The following is a 19122-nucleotide window of genomic DNA, read 5'->3' on the forward strand; positions in this document are numbered from 1 at the left end:
ATTATTCAAAAAAAGTTAGGTCGAGCGTTTTTTCTGTAAAATAATTCTCGTCCAATACTCGTTTTCGATTTTTCTTTGCTTCTTGAAGCTCTTTTTCTTTTTGGATGATAAGAGCAAATTCTTTTGCTTCCCGGCTTATCTTCTCGATAAGCGATTTCTGAAGAGGAATGGAAATATACTCGGAAAGCGAAGAAAGCATTTCTGTTTGCCGTGTATGCATTTTTTCAAATGAAGGAAATGCGAGGAGTTTCTCATCGATTTTTGCCTCCACCGAGCTCATCCCCAATTCCACTGAATGTAATTTTTCGTTTTTTCTCATATTACTTTTTATTAAGCAAGGAACGAGCAAGAAGCGATTCACATGTCTCCTCAATAAATCGCTTCACAGGACGTGCGCCGAATCGTGGATCAACCATAGTCTTAATTCTCGCCTCAAGAAGCGCAGGATCAATATCGAACTGCACTCTATGTTTGGAGAGTCGTGCTTCAATTTTCTTGATTTCAAGCTGTGCAACTTCGACAAGGCCTTTGAGAGAAAGCGGATTGAAAATAAGAATACTGTCGAAACGATTCAAAAATTCAAGGCGGAAAGTCTTCGCAAGCGCTGGAATAATCTTTTCTTTGAGAAAGGCTTCGCTTCCCACATCATTTCCCTTTTCAAATTCTTTGAGAATCTCATCCACAGCAATATTCGAAGTCGCCATAATGATAGAGTGGCGAGCATCGACGGTTTCATTCTGGCCAGATGTGAGCCGCCCATCATCAAGAACTTGAAGAAAAATATCGAATACTTTCGGGTGTGCCTTCTCAATTTCATCGAGGAGAATGAGACTGTGAGGTTCTTCCCGAAGCGCGTTGGTAAGTGCTCCTCCACTTTCATACCCGATGTACCCCGCTGGAGCGCCGATAAGCCTCTGCACAGTGTGATCCTGCCCGAATTCCGACATATCAAAACGGATAAATGTTTCGCTTCGGCCGAACATATTTTCTGCGATAAGTTTTGCTGTTTCGGTTTTCCCCACCCCAGAAGGGCCGAGCATAAGAAACGAGCCCAATGGTTTATTCGGATTTCGAATTCCCAATTTCGCTCTCTGGAGCGTCGCCGCAATCTTCTTTATTGCTCCTTTTTGGTTGATTATTCTTTCGCTCAAAACAGACTCAAGATTTTTGAGCACATGAAGCTCATCGGGCTTCAATTGCGCTTTAGGAATTCCAGTTTTGCCCGCAACGACAGAAGCAATAATGTCATCCGAAAGCTCTTTCTTCCCAAGCGACACAGCATAGGCAAGACTTTCATCAAGAAGACTGACTGCTCCCCGAGGCAATTGCCCCAGTTTGGGAAATCGTTCCACAAAGCCCACAATTTCTTTGAGCACCGTATCCGAAACCAAAACATGTTCCCCATTCAGATTTGGTAGTGCTCTTTCAAGGATTTGCGCGTACTCAAGCGAAGTTTGATTCTTCACTTGTATCGTTTCAAAAGATTTAACAAATGCAGGATGTTCCCGCTCGAGCCATGCATATTCATTAGGTTCAAGGGCCAAAACGATTCGCACGTGCGACTTTTTCAGAAGTATCTGATAGAGGCGAAAAATATTTTTAAGGAGTGAACTGTTGCCAAGTACCGCTCTTCCAAAATTATCTATAAAAACTACAGATGGAGGCAAGGTCGTCAGTGCTTGCTCAAAATATTTTGCATAGGCTTCATTTTCAAGCTCATACAAATGCTCCGCATCAAGTTGGATAAATTGGAGCGAATCAAACTCTTTCTTCCCTGCCATCTTTTTTATCCAGCCATAAACAAGGGTAGTTTTCCCGATGCCATTTGAGCCAACAACGAGGACATTGTTGCTTATCTTTCGAGTCACGACACGTGTAAGCCGTTCCATTTCCTCGGTACGGCCAATAACGTTCGGCAATTTGCCCGAGCGAACTTCTTTTCGAAGATCAAAATATTCAATTTTTTTAAAATGAAAATCAGTCATGGAAATCTAAATTACGCGGCTCGTCTCATTGTGATACCGCTCGACGGATCACTTTCGGTATAGGTTCGTTCCGCTTCCAATTCGTCAATATTTGATTGCGGCTGTCTTCCGTTCACTCCGCTTAGAACTCCCGCTTTTTCTCGAGATTCACCAAAACGAGCATCCCTCTCCTGCCCTGAAAAGATATCGATTGTATTCGCACCCGTCTCGGAAATGTTTTCTTGCGCCTGGTCTCCTTTCCTTTCATTCTCAACCACGATTCTCTTCGCTTCCGGACGAGAAAACTGAACATACGGAGAAGGAATAAGGACTTCATCAGAAATTTTATCCTCTTTTTTGTCTTCTTCTATTTTCTTCTCAATAATGCCCGGCTTGTCTGCATTTTTTTCCGCCACTTCTCTTTTCTCAGGTGTTTCCTCCGGTTCTTTTCTTTCTTGTTTCTCTATTTTTATCGGCTTTTTCTTTTCTGCAATGACAACCTGTTTTTCCTTCTCCTTTGGCAGATCTTTTTTCTCCGCTTCTGGTACTATCGGAGGTTTATCTGGGGTTGTTATTTTTTCAAGAATAAACTCTTCTTCCCAAACTTCTTTGAGAGGAACAATTTGCTGTTCAATTTTATCCTCAGCAAAAGTATCTCCACCTCCTTCCGGATCTTCTGGCTCTGGCTCGGGAATGCTCACCAACTCAATTCCGGACGGCTGTTCTTCCTCGAAAATTCCTGCCTTTAAAGTCTCCTTAGCTTCCGTGCTATCCGTACCAGCTCTTTTACTCAAATCGCTTGGAATAAGGATATCTTCTCCTTCTTCTTTGAAAACGACTGGCTCCCGTTTCTCGTCTGCTTGGAAAACTTCTGGCGCTAACAGCTCTTCAATAATTTCTTCTTTCTTTTCGGAATGTACTTCTACCACTTCGGATTCTTCCTCTGACTCCCGCTCCAAACGCTCTTGGCTATTCACGCGAGCGATTGCTTCGAAGTTTTCAGTTTTTTCTGCAAAAATCTCTGCTTTTCCTTGCACTTTCTCTTCCGGTGCTTGCCTCTCTGGCGCTTCTCTAGGCGAGATATTTATAATCGTATTCAAATGAGAAGTTTCAAATAACGGAGCGATAGAGATTGAGTCCACCGCATCCACTTGCGTGTTTTCTCCATTCGTCCCATTCACAAGAGATGCGTCGGAAAAAATTCCTGAAGCATTTTCCATCCCCATTTGCTCTCGCAATTCGGCATTTACATCAATTACGAGCGGCCCGCTATCGTTATCACTATCTCCATCAAAAGATGTGCTTACTATTTCTGAATCATCATATCCATCATCAGTCTCTTCTCGTATTACAAGTTCTTTTTCAGGATGTAAATAATAGGAATATTTAATCTCATTATTCTGTCCTTCAAGCCTGACAAATGTAATATGAGTGCCTTTTTCATCAACAAATTTGAAAGTGTAGGAACCTTTTTCGGCCAAGCCCTTTCTCATCTCCTCATCCGCCTTTCGAAAATTTTCATTCTCATTAACAGAGCCTTTCCCTGTTTTATCAGTCAAACACTCATCCGTTGCTAAATCATAAATTTTCCCATCTGCTTCGTTAAAATACGTACTGTCGCCGGATATGTTCACCTCATCATCCACCCCCCATTCCTTACTTTTCCCTCCGTGTTCTTTCGCGATGACTGCCCGAATATCCCCATCTCTCCACTCTCCTCTCTCGGCTTTTCGCGCCTCCCTTTTCGCTTCTAAATTTTCTTGTTTAAGCCTTTCTTCATTCGCAACATCTTCGGGAGACTTGGTATCCTCTCGAGAATCTGCAGGAACTCTCTCGACAGGAGGAATATCCTCAAGTACGGGAGCTTGAGGTTTATCTATGAAATCTTCTGGTATTTCTTGCAGTGTTTCTGGCATGAAAATAAATAAAGACAAAAAATCCTTCTCGATGAAAGAAGGTGGCGAAGAGGCGCAAGCGCGTACTCTTTAATCTCACATCCTTTACTCGAGGACTGACGAAACATACTTTCGTGCGCGGTATTCGGACTTCCCTCTTTCGAGAGTTACCGTAGCGGTACTGTGCCGGAATTACACCGGACTTCCCCAACGCAACGAAATAATTTTTCAAAAACAACAATCAAAACCGGAAACGTATAAGGATATTATATGTCACAGAGAAACACGTGCAAGAGTGGATTACTACGCACAGCACACATTAAAATAAAAGCTAGGGAAAAATTTTTAAAGCTCATAAAATAAGGAGATTCCTGGAATTAGCTAAGAACACATCTCTTCAATCACTCCGTCCGTTAGATCATTATTACTAGGAAAAATCTGTGTGGCCCCAACTTTCTTTGCAATTGCAAGATAAACAGATTGTCCAACGGCAATATTGTCGCAAAACGCCGGATCTTTCGGATACATCTTTTTTAATTCATCGATTGGTGTTCGCCTTAATTTCTGGACATAATCAGAAAAACCATCCGGAGAAAAAAGCATGGTGTGCGCAGAAAATGCGCCTGGTGTAAAAGATAACTTAAGAGGAGAACTAATTAATTCTACGAAATGCAAGATTCCAGTGACAAAAATAATATCTGCCTTTTCGGTTATAATCATTTCCGCCTCTAAATACTTATCGAGACTATCCCAATCAATAGCGCCATCACCCCGTAAAAATTTTCCCTTCAAAAATTTAACTCCAAAAGGGAATTTATTAAAGCTTTTTAGATCTTTCTTATCTCCAAAAACTAATTCTGTACTTCCTCCGCCAATATTTACTGCTGCAAACTGGATTTTTGATGGAATCACATTAACAAACCCTTTATAGAGATAAAGAGTTTCTTTCTCTTGAGAAATAACCTCTGGCGTCACAGAAAGAATGTCCTCAACCATTCTACAAAACTCGGGAGCATTTTTTGCTTTTCTCAAAGCCTCTGTGCCAAGGACTTTTAGCATTTTCACGCCTTCTTTTTTATTTCGGACCAAAGCAACCGAAAGAAGCTCTGAAGTTCTTTGAAATGCCTCAGGAGCAATATTTTCAGCTACACCGAGACCAACATCGGAATATCGTTCAAAATGAATAAGTTTTTTAGGACCCGGTTTTACTTCAAAAATATAATGTTTGAGACTTTGGGTTCCGATATCGATGATGGAGATTTTCATGAATTGAAGTAAACTCTTTTTTTCTGGTAATTTTCTAAAATAACTTTCGATCCCGAGAAAAGAGGCTCTGGCAGATTATCGAGCGGATACCAATCCCATTCTCCGCTTTTTTCTGGCTCCATCACCCGCGGCTCTCCGCTTGACCAATCTGCCGACATCCCGATATGAACATAATGCCGAGGGGGATATAATTTCGTCGTACCAACCGAAACAAATCGAATATTTTTTATTTCAATATCGCATTCCTCTTTCGTTTCGCGCATTGCGCACTCTTCAAACGTCTCCATATACTCCAAATGTCCCCCGGGAAATTGATATTCTCCATTGCCAAATTGCCCTTTTCTTTTAGCTAAAAGAATTTTTCCGTCTTTGAAAACAATGACACCCATCCCCACTCTGGGTTTTAATTCTTTTGAATCAACCATAAAAAATGTTTTATTAAAACTTCATATGGAACCAATCAAGCCCGTAAATGTCGTTTATAAGCGTTCTTTCTCCTTTAGCCCACGTTTTATTTTTTGAAAGACCGAGAAGCACGATTGCTTCTTTCACGTGTTCTTCACTGCTCCCTTCGATTTCCAGATACGCTGGCATTTTTGGATACTGATCGATATCAAATACCCAGTCTTTCAAAACAAAAGAGATCCTATCTTTTTCCTGATGGCCGTAAAGCTCGAGACCAAATTCTTCAAAAAGATCGGCTAATTTTTCGGATTCCTCAATATTAAAATTAATTTCTTTGTGCTTGCGAGCAGTTCCCAAAATTTCTGATTTGGCTTTCCACGTCACTTCACGTTTCCCTTCTGAATTCTGCCTAATTCGAAGAAACCACGGATCATCACCTGCATGAGTAAGTCCCTTCGGACCAAACCAATCCACAATCAGACGAGTCTCTTTGGTTCTTTTTGCTCCAAGTTTTGTGAGTTTCGCGATCAAATCCCCGCTGTCGATATCCAAAACCTTCGTCTCAATTTCATGCGCCATAAAAGTTAAGAGAAAATTTTAGCCACCGTGTCCGCAAAAGAAATATCCTTCAGCATGTCCCTTTTCCAACTCTGAACGAACTTCGTAAGAAACTTCTTCGCAATCTTGTCTTTCATGCCTTGTATCATTTTGATAAAAGTCGAGCTGATGAGCTTTACGTCAGATTTCATGAATTTATTGGCATACATTTTAAAATGCACAGCCTCTATATAATCAGCAATTTTTGCGATCCGCGATTCATCTGATTCAAAAGCTTGTTCTTCTTTTAAAAGATCTGCAAAATATCCTTTCTGTGCACCAAAAAGACCGGAAAGATAGCGCTGATTTTCTATTTCAAATTTCTTAGCGTGCTTATAAGCTTCGGGATTTGCTTTCCTGTATCGCATAGAAATATCGCCCCCAAAGAGTTCGCCCAGATCATGCACGAGCGAAAGTTCAAGAACTTTTTTTATGTCGATCTTTGCACCTTTTGCATTAAGAGAAGCGGCGATCTGCCATGCAAGCATTGCTACCAAATATTGATGCTCTGCCAAATTCGAAAGCGGCATGTCTCCGCCATTTACGGCATACCCATATTGCGGCTGTTTGCGGGTGAGTTCCAAAATATGGAAAAGTTTCGTAAGGTGTTCCATGCCGATTATAGTAGCAAAAATTTAAAAAACAGTCTTCAGTGAGAAATTTCGAGTTCTTGACTCCTCCACTTAACATGCTAAGATAAAGAAATGAAACAAAAAGTACCTATAGAAATAGTGCTTCGTCCCACATTCCGATTCGCCTTTACGATGGCACGCTTGAGCGGCAGAATTCTGCGCAATGAAATTGGCATCGGCATCTCGCAATTTAGGATGCTCGCTGCCCTCTCCAACCTGCCGAACTCTTCGCAGAAAAAGATCGCCAGCTTCTGGGACGTCACCGAAGCCTCGATCAGCCGGCAAATCCAAAATCTCCTTGCAAAAGATCTTATTGTGAAGACAAAGAATCCAGAAAATATTCGAAGTCCTTTTTTAAATGTGAGCGAAAAAGGAAAAAAACTTTTAAAAAAATCACTCCACCACATCGATCGTCATGCCGAGACCACCTTCAACACCATCACTCCCGAGGAACGAAAAACCCTTTCTCGCCTACTTGAAAAAATGTTCGTCTGCGCGAAAAAAGAAGTCGAAATCTAATATAATAAAACTATGCACAAATATAAAAAAATAAAATTGTGGTTTCTCGCTCATAAAATTATTGGATTAATAGTAGTTCTTGCTATCGTTTTCGGCGCCTACCAAATCTATAAGCACTACACTGCCCCCTCGACCGAACCTCGATACATCCTCGCAACTGTCGAAAAAGGTACTATTACCTCTTCGGTCACCGGAACAGGCCAAGTTTCCGCTTCGAATCAAATTGAACTCAAAGCAAAAGTTTCTGGCGAAGTAGTGGCCCTCAATGCGAAAACGGGTGATGAAATAAAAGCTGGAAGCACTATTCTTCAGATAGACTCATTCGATGCGGGCATTGAACTCGAAAACGCAAAAATTGCTTATAAAGACCTCATTACTGTCGAACCACTTGATATTATAAAGGCGCAAAATACCCTCAATAATGCCGAGAGTTCACTCACTACCGCCTACAACAATGCTCTCGGAACCCTTACAGCATCTTCCTTCGATATGTCTAAAGTTCACGACGATCTTAATTCCCTTTTGTCGGGAAATGGATATTTACGCCAGACAAACTACGGTCTGGATGGAACTGAGAGAACATACCGAACGAAGGCATACGAAAGTTTCGTAACCGCAGAAACAGCTTTTTACGCATTTCAGAAAGATATCGTTGGTATTTCAGCGAAAACGAATCCTGAAATTATAGAAGCTAAGGTCATAAATGGATACCAAACCGCGAATATAGTCGCCAAAGCTGCAAAAGACGCGAAAGATGCAGTCTCATACACAAGCCGATACGCGGAAGCAAGCGATACGGACGCGAGTGAAGCAAATGCAGCGGTAAGCTCGCTCACAGCCACAATAAACTCTGCCGTAGCAAACCTTCTTTCAGCCAAAGAATCTATTGCATCAGGAAAACGAAACCTTGAAGAAACGAGGCTCAACCTTGCCGACGTAAAAAACGGGCCAAAAGAGACAGACGTAAAATCAAGCGAACTAAATGTGCGTCAAAAAGAAAAAGCCTACTACGATCACTTTATTACAGCTCCTTTTAATGGCATCGTAGGCCGGCTGGACGTAGAAAAGAATGATTCGATTTCGAGTGGGAGTGTAGTTGGCATCTTTCTCAGTAAAACAAAGATCGCCGATATTTCCCTTAATGAAGTAGACATCGCTCATATCAAAGTCGGACAAAAAGTAACGCTGACCTTCGATGCAGTAGAAGGACTTTCTATTTCTGGAGAAGTCGTCGAGATGGACCTTGTGGGCACAGTCACGCAGGGAGTGGTGAATTACAATGTAAAAGTCGCATTCAACACCGAAGATGACCGGGTAAAAGCTGGGATGAGCGCGAACGCGGTGATTGTGACAAGCACGATAGGAAATGTACTGGCGATACCAAATAGCGCTGTAAAAATAAGGGGTGAAAAACATTATGTAGAAATTCTCCCCGATGCTTCAGGAGATACTTCCTCAAAATCAGGAGTGACTTCATCTGCTTTGCCGATTCAGCAAGAAATAGAGATTGGCACTGCGGGTGATACAAAGACAGAAATCACTTCGGGACTCAAAGAAGGAGATAAGATCATTGTACGAACGATTGCCGCATCGGCATCCCCCACAACTTCTCAAGCACCGAGCATCTTTGGGGGAGGAACGCGTACAACAACTGGAGGCGGAGCAAATCGCGGTACAACAGGAAGATAGAAACTTCAGTAACCATGATTGAAATCAAAGATGTCACAAAAACATACTCATCAGGAAATTTGGCGTTTCAAGCGCTTCGCGGAGTAAGCTTCTCGATTACTAATGGAGAATTTGTCGCAATTATGGGGCCGTCAGGTTCGGGGAAATCTACGCTCATGCACATCCTCGGAGCTCTCGACACTCCCACTTCTGGAAAATATTTTCTAGATGGAAAAGATGTGAGTTTACTAAGCGATGATGAACTGGCAAACATACGAAGAGATAAAATCGGCTTTGTATTCCAAGCTTTCAATCTTCTTCCGCGAGCCACCGTGCTTCGCAATGTGATGCTCCCGCTCGTATATGACGGAATAAAAAAAGAGGAACGGATAATTCGTGCACAGAAGGCATTAAAAGCCGCGGGACTCGAACAAGATCATTTTCTCCACCTTTCAAACCAGCTCTCTGGAGGACAAATCCAGCGCGTGGCAATTGCGAGAGCGCTTGTGAACAATCCGAAACTCATTCTCGCAGATGAACCGACCGGAAACCTTGATACAAAAACTGGAGAGATTGTGCTCGGCACATTCCAGCGTTTAAATGAAGAGGAGGGGCGCACCATTGTACTTATCACCCACGAATCGGATGTTGCGGAACATGCTGAAAGGATTATTCATATCAAAGACGGATTGGTATTAAGCGACAGCAAAAAGCATACGCGAAGAATTATTCACAAAAGCGAAACAAGATGACAACGCTGGACATCCTTCAAGAAACATACACCGCTCTTTCTTCGAACAAAGTTCGCACTAGCCTTACTATGCTCGGTATTGTGATAGGAATCGGCTCTGTGATTGCAATGGTCTCTATCGGACAGGGCGCAAAAGTACAAATACAATCTTCAATTGAAAGTCTCGGTTCAAACCTTCTCACCATTTTGCCCGGAGTCGTACAGCCGGGACGAGGGCTCGTCTCGTCAGGAAGAGGTTCCGCTCAAAGTCTCAAAAATGAGGATGTGGATATTATAAAAACAATCGAAGGAATCGCCGCACTTTCTCCAGAATTATCGAGAAGGTTTCAAGTAAGCGCTCCAACAGGAAATAATACGAACACCACAGTAAATGGAGTTCTCCCGGCGTATCTCGAAGTAAAAAATCTCTCTGTTGCGGAGGGAAATTTCTTAAGCGACGCGAGCATAAGAAGCATCGGAAGAGAGGCCGTGCTTGGAGCAAATATTGCAAAAGATCTTTTTGGCGAGGCAGACCCGTTGGGAAAAACAATTCGCATAAACAATACTATCTTTCGAGTTGTTGGAATATTGACAGCGAAAGGAGGTGCAGGATTTTCCGGACCAGATGATTTAGTTATCATTCCCCTCTCCACAATGCAGAAAGTCTTAAGCGGAGTGGATTATCTCTCCGCCCTCTATGTGAGCGTGACCGATAAAGAACAGATGAATACGGTGCGCGACCTCATAACCACCGCTCTCCTCGAAAAACACCGGGTGGACGAAGCTGATTTTTCCATCATTTCACAAGAGGATATCTTGGGCACACTTTCTACAGTAGTAAATACTTTTACATTATTCTTAGCTTCTATAGCGGGAATTTCACTCGTAGTGGGAGGAATCGGAATTATGAACATGATGCTTACCACCGTCACTGAAAGGACGAAAGAGATAGGACTTCGCAAAGCGATCGGAGCGAAAAGAAGCGACATTAACACCCAGTTTCTTGTTGAAGCAATCGCACTTACTTTCATCGGAGGATTTATTGGGATTGTTCTGGGATGGTCAATCGCTTCTCTCGTGACCTATTTCGGCATCGTACAAACGCAAGTTTCGCTTTCTTCCGTGCTTCTGGCCTTTGGAGTTTCAACCGCAATCGGAATTATTTTCGGATATTATCCGGCCCGTCGCGCGGCAAAGCTAAATCCAATAGAGGCTTTGCGGTATGAATAAGGAAGCTAGAGAGTAAAAAGAATTCCTTCGTACGGCCGAAGTGTAATTTTATTTTTCTCCGACACGAGAGGAGCATTCATATAGGATGAACATACTATGTTAATATCCTTTTTTATCAGAACCAACTCTTCAACTACTGTTTCATTTGAAAAATTAAGCATAACAAACCATTCCTCTTTTTTTGTGTATCTCTTATAGAAAAAGATATCGGCGGACTTTGTGTCAAGCGGCATATATGCTCCATATCGTAGACATTCTGAAGCGTTGCGGTAATAGAGAAGCATTTTATAAAGGTAAAACATAGATTCCGGATTTGCCCTTTCTGTTTTAACGTTTACCTTCGCGTAGTCATCCGAAACAGGAAGCCACGGTTCCGCTTCCGAAAAGCCCGCATAGAGATCGTCCGACCATTGCATCGGTGTTCTTTCCGGATCCCGAATAATCGAAGGATTCTCGATGAGCGTAGCGAAACCATCTTTCATCTTGTGTTTTGGAATAGCAACATCTCTCATCCCGATTTCTTCTCCGTAATAGACGAAGGCAGTTCCTCGAAGCGTAAGAAGCATAAGTGCAAGGAGACGCGTGCGATGTTCTCCAAAGCGCGTCAAAATCCTCTTATGGTCATGATTACCGAGCACGTAGGTCGGAATCCTGTTTGGACCCACAAGCTTATCGAACGCGTTTATAAATGAGCGATAACTTTCAGCAGACCAGGGCTCTTTGAAAATCTCGAAAAAATTAAAATTGAAAGGCGCGTGATTGTGATAAGGGCATCCATCGTAGATCTTCATAAGTTTGGCCAAATTGAGATACGATTCTGTCACCACAAATATATCTTTGAATTTTTTCGAACATTCACAAATATAATTGATAACGCCCGCAACTTCAGGTTGATTCTCATCATACAAATGAAGGAAGGCGTCATAAGGAATATCAACACCCGAAGCGAAATGCTTATTCACCGGGTCATCACGGAAACGCTCGTCTTCGATCGTGTGCGCGACTGCATCTACGCGAAAACCGTCAACTCCCCTTTTGAGCCAAAAATCAATTATCTTTTTAAATTCTCTCCGGACCTCTTCATTTCTCCAATTCAAATCTGGCTGGTGCGGGAGAAAATGATGGAGATAACATTGCCCAGTCGAAGGATCGGGTGTCCACGCTGGCCCGCCAGAAACAGCAAGCCAGTTATTCGGAGGTAGTCCTCCGGGCAGAGGATCTTTCCAAACGTACCAATCACGCTTTGGGTTCGTTTTTGACATTCTCGCTTCCTGAAACCATGGATGTTCCCGGGAAGTATGATTGACCACCAAATCCATAATAATCTTAAGCCCCCGCTTGTGCGCCTCTACTATAAGCTTGTCGAAAATCCCGAGCGTTCCAAATCTGGGATCTATATTGCAATAATCCGTAACATCATAGCCGAAATCCTTCATCGGCGATGGATATACAGGTGAAATCCACAAAGCATCAACGCCCAGGGAATGCGGGCTGCCCCGAAAATAATCGAGCTTTGAAATAATACCTTCAAGGTCGCCAATACCGTCTCCGTTCGAGTCTTGAAAGCTCCACGGATAAATTTGATAAATAACCGCGTTTTCGTACCACTTAGGACGATGAAACCAAAACATACTTTTATTATAACGCAGATTCTGAAATCTATCTCAGCCGTTTTTATGATCTTTCCAGTGTTTCTCCCAAATGAGCTCGTGTAGTTTTGCAAAAAGTTTCTCAGCTTTTAATTTTATCTTTTCATCAACATTTGAAAGTGCGCGCACCGCGAGAAGAAGCTGTTTCGCCCCCTTTTCAATTTCTGTCGGATTCCAAGAGACTGGAGAAAACGGACCGATCTTCCTTTCGCTCGCCCACCACCATGCACAACTTGCTACTCCTTTGTCGGCATACTTTCTTGCTTTTCCATATTCTAAATCTCCCTGCGCGCCTTCGACAGTTTTAAGGACAAAGTTCCTAAACAGATTGAGGCGTTTATGAATCATATTTCTTGGGTCGTTCCAAAGTCCAAAAGGAATTTTCTCGGCAAGTTCTTCTTTGGTGGATTCCCAGCTTGCCTCGCGAACCGAAATAGTTTCGCTTTTAGAGAGTCGAGAAAGATATTCAGAAGCTGCAAGAGTCTTCACCTCCATGTCGGTGAAAATACGTTCATAAAATCCCCTATCGTCTGTATGCCAATGTCCGTAGAGTTCTCCATCATGAAGCGTGACAATATAATCACCCAGAATTTTCGCCTTATTTTGAGAAATATATTCAGGAGGAAATGTTTTCGAGAATTCAGTATTGCGAAAAATGACATTCAGTCCGTTGCCTTTTAAGACGTATCTGACTTCCGGATTCACTTTGGCTTCCGTGTGGGTTTCATCGAGAACAAGGAAAGTAAACCCGAGCTTTTTCAAGACGCTCGCGACTTTTTTCCCGTAGGCAAGTTCGGGCAGATAAAAACCGGCCGTTTTATATGCATTTCCAAAATATTTTTTCAAAACATCTTCATTCAGTTGTATCTGCCGTTCTATTTCTTTTTTCGACAAAAGCGGAAGTATTGGATGATACATCGCGCTCCCGAGAAGTTCGATCCTCCCCTCATCGGCGAATTTTCGAATACCAAGAAGTATGTCCGCCCTCCCGTATTTCTCTAAGAGCTCAACAAGCGAACCGTTAATATTTAAAGTAATCTTAAGATTGGGATATTTTTCGAGAAGCTTCAAAATAAGCGAGTAGCTCTCATTTGAAACTTTTTCTATCACCTCCTTCTCCTGCGTCGGCGGCTGATAGATATGCAAAATGTTGACCCAATACTTCATACAAGAAATTATTTGCCATTCCCTCCTCCATTCCTCATAAACTTCTTCTTGAGCCGTATTGTGGTCTTATAGAGTTCAATATATTTTTGCGCTGGAATTATCCAAGAATTCGCCTGCTGAAGTCCGAAGACAACAAGAGCTTTCCATGTATCTTTATATTTGTATGTCTCAAGTGCACGAACGATTGCAATCAAGAGATTTCCGGAGTCATACCGAGTGAATGTAAACCCGTTTCCGGTTTGCTCGTACGGATCAAAATCAGTGATAGTGTCTGCCAATCCGCCGATATGGTGGACGATTGGAATACATCCATAACGAAGAGCAATGAGCTGATTGATTCCGCACGGCTCAAAACGCGATGGAAGAAGAAACATATCTGACCCCGCATAAAGAGAAGTCTCCATATCGCTATCAAAAGGAACAAATGCGAACTTTTTCGGAAATTCTTTTTCCGCAGCTGAAAGCGTGTCGCTGAGCGCCTTATCTCCATCCCCCATAATGATAATCTGTGCATTCAAACGCAAAATGGTAGAGACTACCAGAGAAAAAAGGTCGAAACCTTTCTGATTGGTAATGCGAGATGTCATGCAGATAAGAGGTACAGACTCATCTACTTCCAAACCGTACTTTTTCTGAATATAAAGCTTATTGTCTTTTTTTCTATTCGCAGATTTGTCGCTATAATGTTGAACAAGACCCGGATCAGTGAGCGGATTGTAATCATCGTAATCAATACCATTTACAATTCCAAAAACAATTTTTTCTCGATTTTTAAGAACACGATTCAACTCCTGACCGAAGTCTTTGGTCATGATCTCTTCTCGATATGTTTCTGATACAGTATTGATCGCATCAGCGTTCATAATCGCGCGCTTTGCGAAATTGATTTTCTCTACCCTATCGATATCATCAAACGTCGGCAAGGAAGAAGTGCCGGGATCGCGCTCACCCTCAGGAATAGCCCACCAATCATGCCCGAGCTGGAATGCAAGATTGTGTATAGTGAAAAGGCACGCAGTATCATGCCAAAATTCGTCTTTTTTATATCGTCCGCGCAAAAAATAAGGAATGAGGCCGGTGTGCCAATCGTGACAATGAAGCACATTCGCCTTTAGATCAAGTAGTTTAAGAAGATGAAGCGCGGCAACATCAAAGAAAAAGAAGCGGGCATTATCGTTTACCGCTCCATATAGAGTGTTTCTTTCGCCGAAAAATTTCTTGCTTGCCACAAAATACACGGGCACATCGCTTGATGGAAGCATACCCTTCAAGAAACTCACCTCCTCCCAAATTCCGGGAGAAAGTTCTATATGCTCATTTTCAGCGACAACTTCGAGCGTCTGGCCTTCGATATTGACGATATTCTCGTAGTAAGGAGTGATGATAAGAACGTTATGGCCAAGTTCTCTGTGAGCACGAGGAAGAGAGCCTCCGATCGTGGCTAAACCACCACTTTTGGAAAAAGGTTGAACCTCCGAGATGATATGGGCGATTGTAAGGCGTTGGCGCATAAAATGTGCGAATGGGTACAACAATACCACATTTTAAGCCAATTTCAAAGGGGCATTAGGCGAGTACGAATCGGATGGAGATGAGCGGCAATACCTATAGCTACCGCAATAATAGCGATGTTTTTGATGATATATTGACCTTCGAGAGTGGGCACCAAAACTGCCGTCCAGACCATTTTCGGCAGAATAAAGAGGGGAAGCATAGTTGTAATCATGTGAATGAAAAGAAGCGGAATAACTACCCTCTCGAGCCCCGGGATAAGAAAAAGAATTCCGATAAGCATTTCAAAAAGGCCAAAAAATATAAGAAATGTCGGCGGATCCATAAAAGGCATAGTTGAGTGAAGGAGCGTCTTGACCATGACTGACGCAGGACTAAGTCCGAGTACTTTCAAAAAACCAAACCAGAAAAAAACCAGAAAAATAGAAAACCTTGCGAGGGGAATTGAAATCCTTCTTACAAAATGGAGAATCTGGAGGTCTATCCGTTTTATATTCATCCTTCTATTTTAGATAAAATCTGTTCAAAAGAAAACCTAGACCACCATTTGCCTCTTCTTTGCTAAATAACCATCGAGCGACAATTCATTAGGTTCTCCCATTGCCATTGAGAGAGCGGCCATTCCCAATCCAAAATCCCGGACTCCAACGGCACCGTAGCCCAAAGTGTATGCAATGTGGAAGATATGGAGCGCCACAAGAAAAGCAACAATTCTTGTTTGAAATCCAACAAGAAGCGCGAGACCGAAGATAATTTCAAACCAACTATTGATAGCAATGAGAGTAAGGGGTGTAAATGGGAGTGATGCTGTCCATGCAGGTAGAATTCTCACCCACATCTGCGGATGTAAGAGCTGTTGAAAACCAAACCACAAAACGACGAGACTAATACCGACGCGAAGCACAAGCGGAGCATATTTTTTCATATTCTTCATAATAAAAATTAATTATTTTAAAACTCCAATAAAAAGAGATGCGAGCTCTGCTTCCGGACGCGCTTGTCCTCCATGCATAGCTGTAAAGGCAGCTGTCCCATCTTTCCCGCAAAGAGAGAGAATTGCTTCTCGTCCGCCTGGGTGCTGGTCTATCCAACTGGTAAGATCGTACACCTTCGCATTTATCGTCGTATAGCAACTCTGTGCATTAGCGTGCGCTGCCACATCAGCAAGTGAGTACTCCCGAGATCCACTTGAAACAGGAGAACCGGAAGGACTTTCACTCGGGACAGGTGTCTCGGTTGAACCAGTTAAAGTCGGAGAAGGGCTTGGCGAAGTTGCAGTCTGGCTTGAAAATAAGAAAATACCTCCAACAAGCAAAAGAACAACAATAATACCCAGAATGATTTTAGAGTTCATCGGAAAAATTGCTTAGTATTAATATCTCATTATAGCAGAAAATCTGCCTCGCAACTATTTTCTGCTTGCGAGAGCAACTTTGATACCGAGAATGATAAGTACGGCACCAGTTACCCGCTCGATATGATGTTGCACTTTTGAGATCCTTGCTTTGATAAGCGGATTCGAGAAAAACACAGAAACAAGCGAGAACCACATAAAAGTCATCGCTACCATTTCAATACCGTACAAGCTCTCGATAAATCTTGGTGTTCCTGGATTTATGACTTGAGTGAAAAGAGCGAGCATAAAAAGCGTAACCTTCGGATTTAATACATTCGTGAGAAATCCGATTCGAATCGCAGACAATGGACTCATTTCTTTTTCAACTTTCAGAATCTCTTCCACTTTCTCAGCTTGAGGCTTTGCTCGGAGAGACTTATATCCAATATAAATAAGATATCCTGCACCAAGATATTTTATAATGCTAAACAAAAGGATCGATTGTGAGATAAGAAGCCCGATACCAAAAAGACAGTAGGTAACGTGCATCGCAATCCCAATGGCCAATCCAATAGAGGTATATACCCCCACTTTTCTTGAATAGATGATGCTATTTCTTGTCACCACAACAAAATCAGGTCCAGGACTCATGACAGCAAGAAGATGAACTATGACAACAGTGAAAAATTGAGCTAGATACATTCTTTTATCTTAGTGAAAAGAAGGATGTGGGTCAAACCTTAAGCAACCAACCGATAGCAAAGCCTGCAAGCGCACTCAAAATACCGATAATCAGAATCTCGAGGCCGCCACGCAATTTGCCTCTCCCCATTTCTTCAGCATTTCGAGCTCCAAATCCAAAGAGGACAAGCGCTGCTCCGCCCATTGAGACCACCATGCTGACAGAAGTAGAAAAGAATAAGAACGAGACGAGAGGAATGAGCGAACCTAAAAGTGCAGAGAATCCGATGATAAAAGAGCTGAAAATGAGCTCGTGAGTGTTCATTGTATTTCTTCTTCCAGTATCAGCGAGCGAAGAAGTATACCCGACCCCGCCCATAGCTATGGCTTCAGAAAAGCCGGCGGCAAGACCGGCGATGAGAATCACTCTCGTAGAAGCGCCGGAAGCAAAAAGTCCGAGGGAAAGACCGAGCACATTCACCAATCCATCTTGTCCGCCAAGAATGACATCTCGTAGTTCTATTTTTTTGTTTTTAAATATGATGAGCATATCTTTAATATCATTTCACCACTTTGTAATGCAGCTGAATTTCATTATCAGTAATTTTCTTTGAATCAATAAATTCTAGCTTCCTCTCGAAATCTAGACCATTGAAAAGCGGAATTCCCTTCCCCATGATCATTGGTTCGATATCAAGATAGATCTCATCTACCAAATTTTCTGAGAGAAATGAGGCGTTCAGAACCCCGCCGCCAGCAACGATGACTGTCTTAAAATTTCTTAATAATTCAAGAGCTTCTTTCGGAGAGTGCGCAACAAAATGATTAGGACTTAACGTCTTGAAATCTTGATGCGAAACCACTATCACTTTTACAGCCTCGAGCTCTGCAGGTCCAGGCTGCTTTGTAATGATTTGATACGTCCTGTGTCCCAAAATAATATTACCCGACGTTTGCACCGAAGCGTTGAAACTATTCCACTCCTCTTTTGATATCCAGCTCGTATCATCATTACCTTTCGCAATGAGGCCGTTCGCCGTTGTCGCCATATAAAGAATTACTTTCATAATAGAAAATTATAGCAGAGTTTTTGAAGAAAAAATCGCCCACTACTCTGCGCACATTAGGACGTATAGACTGAGAACCCAAAAATGAAAAACAGTCTACTGAAAGACTGTTTTTCATTTTTAGATTATTTTTACAAGGCGTTCCTTAAGAAGAACAAAGTTCACCGAGCATCTTAGGACCAACAACTCCTATCCGGCCACGACCATGTGCGAACTGATAGTCTTCAACTTTTTTCATCGTCAGTCGAAGAAACTTAGTCGTATAGTGAGTCAAACCAGTGTCTTTAAAAAAGTCAGACAGCGAAGGCCAGAGCAGTTCTTGCAATGCTGTTACGCGAGGCCCTTCTGATCGAAAGAAGAGCGAACTAAGAGAACTGCAGAGAACTTGTTGAGCTGTTAATCCTTGACCTGATCCGGAACCACCACCGCCACCTCCATTTCCACCCTGAACATTCGGGTTGTTGCTGAACCCCGGAGTAAGTCCTGGGGGACAAGGAGCACCGGTGCTTGGACTGTAGCTATCTGGGTAGACACAATCAGTCGGAACGGGAAGAACTCGAGCTTGTGGCGCTGCCCGTCCTCCTGATGTATGGTGACGGACTGGAGTTGGAGTGACTTCTTCAGAACCAAAGGCAATGCCTTGTCCTGGATCATTTACAAAAACCTTCTGAATATAAAACGGCAAGATAAAGAGAAATAAAGAAGCCACCAATATCCCTCCAATTATTTTAGATTTAGACATTTTTATCAAGTTATATTCTAATAATCATATTGTACTTCAATCCAAGAAAAAAGAAAGAAACC

Annotated in this window: 21 protein-coding genes and 1 riboswitch; of the genes, 4 read left to right on the plus strand and 17 right to left on the minus strand. The window is 42.4% G+C overall.

Features of this window, described 5'->3' with window-relative positions; all coding sequences use genetic code 11:
* Window position 1: 1 nt before the first annotated feature.
* From PHS53_02600 to PHS53_02630, 7 genes are all read right to left on the minus strand, one after another.
* Window positions 2–319: a hypothetical protein gene (locus tag PHS53_02600; protein MDD5357013.1), complete on the minus strand. Its 318-nt coding sequence runs from the start codon at window positions 317–319 to the stop codon at window positions 2–4.
* A 1-nt stretch (window position 320) separates the two neighbouring features.
* Window positions 321–1985, minus strand: coding sequence for an AAA family ATPase (locus tag PHS53_02605; protein MDD5357014.1), 1665 nt, complete (start codon window positions 1983–1985; stop codon window positions 321–323).
* A gap of 11 nt (window positions 1986–1996) precedes the next feature.
* The gene (locus PHS53_02610) at window positions 1997–3898 is read right to left on the minus strand and encodes a hypothetical protein (protein MDD5357015.1); all 1902 of its coding nucleotides are present in this window, start codon (window positions 3896–3898) and stop codon (window positions 1997–1999) included.
* A 52-nt stretch (window positions 3899–3950) separates the two neighbouring features.
* A riboswitch (adenosylcobalamin (AdoCbl) riboswitch) is annotated at window positions 3951–4092 on the minus strand.
* 148 nt (window positions 4093–4240) lie between these two features.
* Entirely contained in the window at window positions 4241–5125 is an 885-nt protein-coding gene (locus PHS53_02615) for a hypothetical protein (protein MDD5357016.1), read from the minus strand.
* The gene (locus tag PHS53_02620; protein ID MDD5357017.1) at window positions 5122–5550 is read right to left on the minus strand and encodes an NUDIX domain-containing protein; all 429 of its coding nucleotides are present in this window, start codon (window positions 5548–5550) and stop codon (window positions 5122–5124) included. Before PHS53_02620 ends, PHS53_02615 begins: the two co-directional genes overlap by 4 nt.
* 13 nt (window positions 5551–5563) lie before the next feature.
* Window positions 5564–6109 (minus strand): CYTH domain-containing protein, encoded by a 546-nt coding sequence (locus tag PHS53_02625; protein ID MDD5357018.1) that lies wholly within the window; start codon window positions 6107–6109, stop codon window positions 5564–5566.
* 5 nt (window positions 6110–6114) lie between these two features.
* Window positions 6115–6741, minus strand: coding sequence for an HD domain-containing protein (locus PHS53_02630; GenBank protein ID MDD5357019.1), 627 nt, complete (start codon window positions 6739–6741; stop codon window positions 6115–6117).
* Between the two features lie 90 nt (window positions 6742–6831).
* Here PHS53_02630 and PHS53_02635 point away from each other — a divergent pair, with 90 nt between their 5' ends.
* The 4 genes from PHS53_02635 to PHS53_02650 are packed head-to-tail and all read left to right on the plus strand — an operon-like array spanning window position 6832 to window position 10906.
* Entirely contained in the window at window positions 6832–7278 is a 447-nt protein-coding gene (locus PHS53_02635) for a MarR family winged helix-turn-helix transcriptional regulator (GenBank protein MDD5357020.1), read from the plus strand.
* Window positions 7279–7290: 12 nt separating this feature from the next.
* Entirely contained in the window at window positions 7291–8967 is a 1677-nt protein-coding gene (locus PHS53_02640) for an HlyD family efflux transporter periplasmic adaptor subunit (protein MDD5357021.1), read from the plus strand.
* 14 nt (window positions 8968–8981) lie between these two features.
* Window positions 8982–9698 carry an ABC transporter ATP-binding protein gene (locus tag PHS53_02645; protein ID MDD5357022.1) on the plus strand — a complete coding sequence of 239 codons (717 nt, stop codon included), beginning with the start codon at window positions 8982–8984 and terminating at the stop codon, window positions 9696–9698.
* Window positions 9695–10906 (plus strand): ABC transporter permease, encoded by a 1212-nt coding sequence (locus PHS53_02650; GenBank protein MDD5357023.1) that lies wholly within the window; start codon window positions 9695–9697, stop codon window positions 10904–10906. Before PHS53_02645 ends, PHS53_02650 begins: the two co-directional genes overlap by 4 nt.
* Window positions 10907–10911: 5 nt before the next feature.
* Here the strand turns inward: PHS53_02650 and PHS53_02655 are convergent, their stop codons facing one another.
* From PHS53_02655 to PHS53_02700, 10 genes are all read right to left on the minus strand, one after another.
* On the minus strand, window positions 10912–12537 hold the full coding sequence (locus PHS53_02655; protein MDD5357024.1) for an alpha-amylase family glycosyl hydrolase: 1626 nt from the start codon (window positions 12535–12537) through the stop codon (window positions 10912–10914).
* 33 nt (window positions 12538–12570) lie between these two features.
* Window positions 12571–13722, minus strand: a complete 1152-nt coding sequence (locus PHS53_02660; protein ID MDD5357025.1) for a polysaccharide deacetylase family protein — start codon at window positions 13720–13722, stop codon at window positions 12571–12573.
* A gap of 8 nt (window positions 13723–13730) precedes the next feature.
* Window positions 13731–15233 carry a glycogen/starch synthase gene (locus PHS53_02665; protein ID MDD5357026.1) on the minus strand — a complete coding sequence of 501 codons (1503 nt, stop codon included), beginning with the start codon at window positions 15231–15233 and terminating at the stop codon, window positions 13731–13733.
* Window positions 15234–15277: 44 nt separating this feature from the next.
* Window positions 15278–15733 (minus strand): hypothetical protein, encoded by a 456-nt coding sequence (locus PHS53_02670; GenBank protein ID MDD5357027.1) that lies wholly within the window; start codon window positions 15731–15733, stop codon window positions 15278–15280.
* A 36-nt stretch (window positions 15734–15769) separates the two neighbouring features.
* Window positions 15770–16168, minus strand: coding sequence for a DoxX family protein (locus PHS53_02675; GenBank protein ID MDD5357028.1), 399 nt, complete (start codon window positions 16166–16168; stop codon window positions 15770–15772).
* Window positions 16169–16180: 12 nt separating this feature from the next.
* The gene (locus PHS53_02680; protein ID MDD5357029.1) at window positions 16181–16588 is read right to left on the minus strand and encodes a cytochrome b5-like heme/steroid binding domain-containing protein; all 408 of its coding nucleotides are present in this window, start codon (window positions 16586–16588) and stop codon (window positions 16181–16183) included.
* A 54-nt stretch (window positions 16589–16642) separates the two neighbouring features.
* A complete protein-coding gene (locus PHS53_02685) occupies window positions 16643–17272 on the minus strand; it encodes a LysE family transporter (protein ID MDD5357030.1) in 630 nt (209 codons plus the stop codon).
* A gap of 31 nt (window positions 17273–17303) precedes the next feature.
* Window positions 17304–17801: a VIT1/CCC1 transporter family protein gene (locus PHS53_02690; GenBank protein MDD5357031.1), complete on the minus strand. Its 498-nt coding sequence runs from the start codon at window positions 17799–17801 to the stop codon at window positions 17304–17306.
* A 10-nt stretch (window positions 17802–17811) separates the two neighbouring features.
* Window positions 17812–18318 (minus strand): dihydrofolate reductase family protein, encoded by a 507-nt coding sequence (locus tag PHS53_02695; GenBank protein ID MDD5357032.1) that lies wholly within the window; start codon window positions 18316–18318, stop codon window positions 17812–17814.
* A 145-nt stretch (window positions 18319–18463) separates the two neighbouring features.
* A complete protein-coding gene (locus tag PHS53_02700) occupies window positions 18464–19060 on the minus strand; it encodes a hypothetical protein (GenBank protein ID MDD5357033.1) in 597 nt (198 codons plus the stop codon).
* Between the last annotated feature and the right edge of the window lie 62 nt (window positions 19061–19122).

It is taken from the genome of Candidatus Paceibacterota bacterium, assembly GCA_028714635.1.
Taxonomy (GTDB): domain Bacteria; phylum Patescibacteriota; class Minisyncoccia; order Phycocordibacterales; family JAQTLZ01; genus JAQTLZ01.

Excerpts from the sequence above, each read along its gene's own strand:
- PHS53_02600 (MDD5357013.1), bottom strand. The coding sequence starts at position 319 with ATGAGAAAAAACGAAAAATTACATTCAGTGGAATTGGGGATGAGCTCG.
- PHS53_02605 (MDD5357014.1), bottom strand. The coding sequence starts at position 1,985 with ATGACTGATTTTCATTTTAAAAAAATTGAATATTTTGATCTTCGAAAA.
- PHS53_02615 (MDD5357016.1), bottom strand. The coding sequence starts at position 5,125 with ATGAAAATCTCCATCATCGATATCGGAACCCAAAGTCTCAAACATTAT.
- PHS53_02620 (MDD5357017.1), bottom strand. The coding sequence starts at position 5,550 with ATGGTTGATTCAAAAGAATTAAAACCCAGAGTGGGGATGGGTGTCATT.
- PHS53_02625 (MDD5357018.1), bottom strand. The coding sequence starts at position 6,109 with ATGGCGCATGAAATTGAGACGAAGGTTTTGGATATCGACAGCGGGGAT.
- PHS53_02630 (MDD5357019.1), bottom strand. The coding sequence starts at position 6,741 with ATGGAACACCTTACGAAACTTTTCCATATTTTGGAACTCACCCGCAAA.
- PHS53_02635 (MDD5357020.1), top strand. The coding sequence starts at position 6,832 with ATGAAACAAAAAGTACCTATAGAAATAGTGCTTCGTCCCACATTCCGA.
- PHS53_02640 (MDD5357021.1), top strand. The coding sequence starts at position 7,291 with ATGCACAAATATAAAAAAATAAAATTGTGGTTTCTCGCTCATAAAATT.
- PHS53_02645 (MDD5357022.1), top strand. The coding sequence starts at position 8,982 with ATGATTGAAATCAAAGATGTCACAAAAACATACTCATCAGGAAATTTG.
- PHS53_02650 (MDD5357023.1), top strand. The coding sequence starts at position 9,695 with ATGACAACGCTGGACATCCTTCAAGAAACATACACCGCTCTTTCTTCG.
- PHS53_02655 (MDD5357024.1), bottom strand. The coding sequence starts at position 12,537 with ATGTTTTGGTTTCATCGTCCTAAGTGGTACGAAAACGCGGTTATTTAT.
- PHS53_02660 (MDD5357025.1), bottom strand. The coding sequence starts at position 13,722 with ATGAAGTATTGGGTCAACATTTTGCATATCTATCAGCCGCCGACGCAG.
- PHS53_02665 (MDD5357026.1), bottom strand. The coding sequence starts at position 15,233 with ATGCGCCAACGCCTTACAATCGCCCATATCATCTCGGAGGTTCAACCT.
- PHS53_02670 (MDD5357027.1), bottom strand. The coding sequence starts at position 15,733 with ATGAATATAAAACGGATAGACCTCCAGATTCTCCATTTTGTAAGAAGG.
- PHS53_02675 (MDD5357028.1), bottom strand. The coding sequence starts at position 16,168 with ATGAAGAATATGAAAAAATATGCTCCGCTTGTGCTTCGCGTCGGTATT.
- PHS53_02680 (MDD5357029.1), bottom strand. The coding sequence starts at position 16,588 with ATGAACTCTAAAATCATTCTGGGTATTATTGTTGTTCTTTTGCTTGTT.
- PHS53_02685 (MDD5357030.1), bottom strand. The coding sequence starts at position 17,272 with ATGTATCTAGCTCAATTTTTCACTGTTGTCATAGTTCATCTTCTTGCT.
- PHS53_02690 (MDD5357031.1), bottom strand. The coding sequence starts at position 17,801 with ATGCTCATCATATTTAAAAACAAAAAAATAGAACTACGAGATGTCATT.
- PHS53_02695 (MDD5357032.1), bottom strand. The coding sequence starts at position 18,318 with ATGAAAGTAATTCTTTATATGGCGACAACGGCGAACGGCCTCATTGCG.
- PHS53_02700 (MDD5357033.1), bottom strand. The coding sequence starts at position 19,060 with ATGTCTAAATCTAAAATAATTGGAGGGATATTGGTGGCTTCTTTATTT.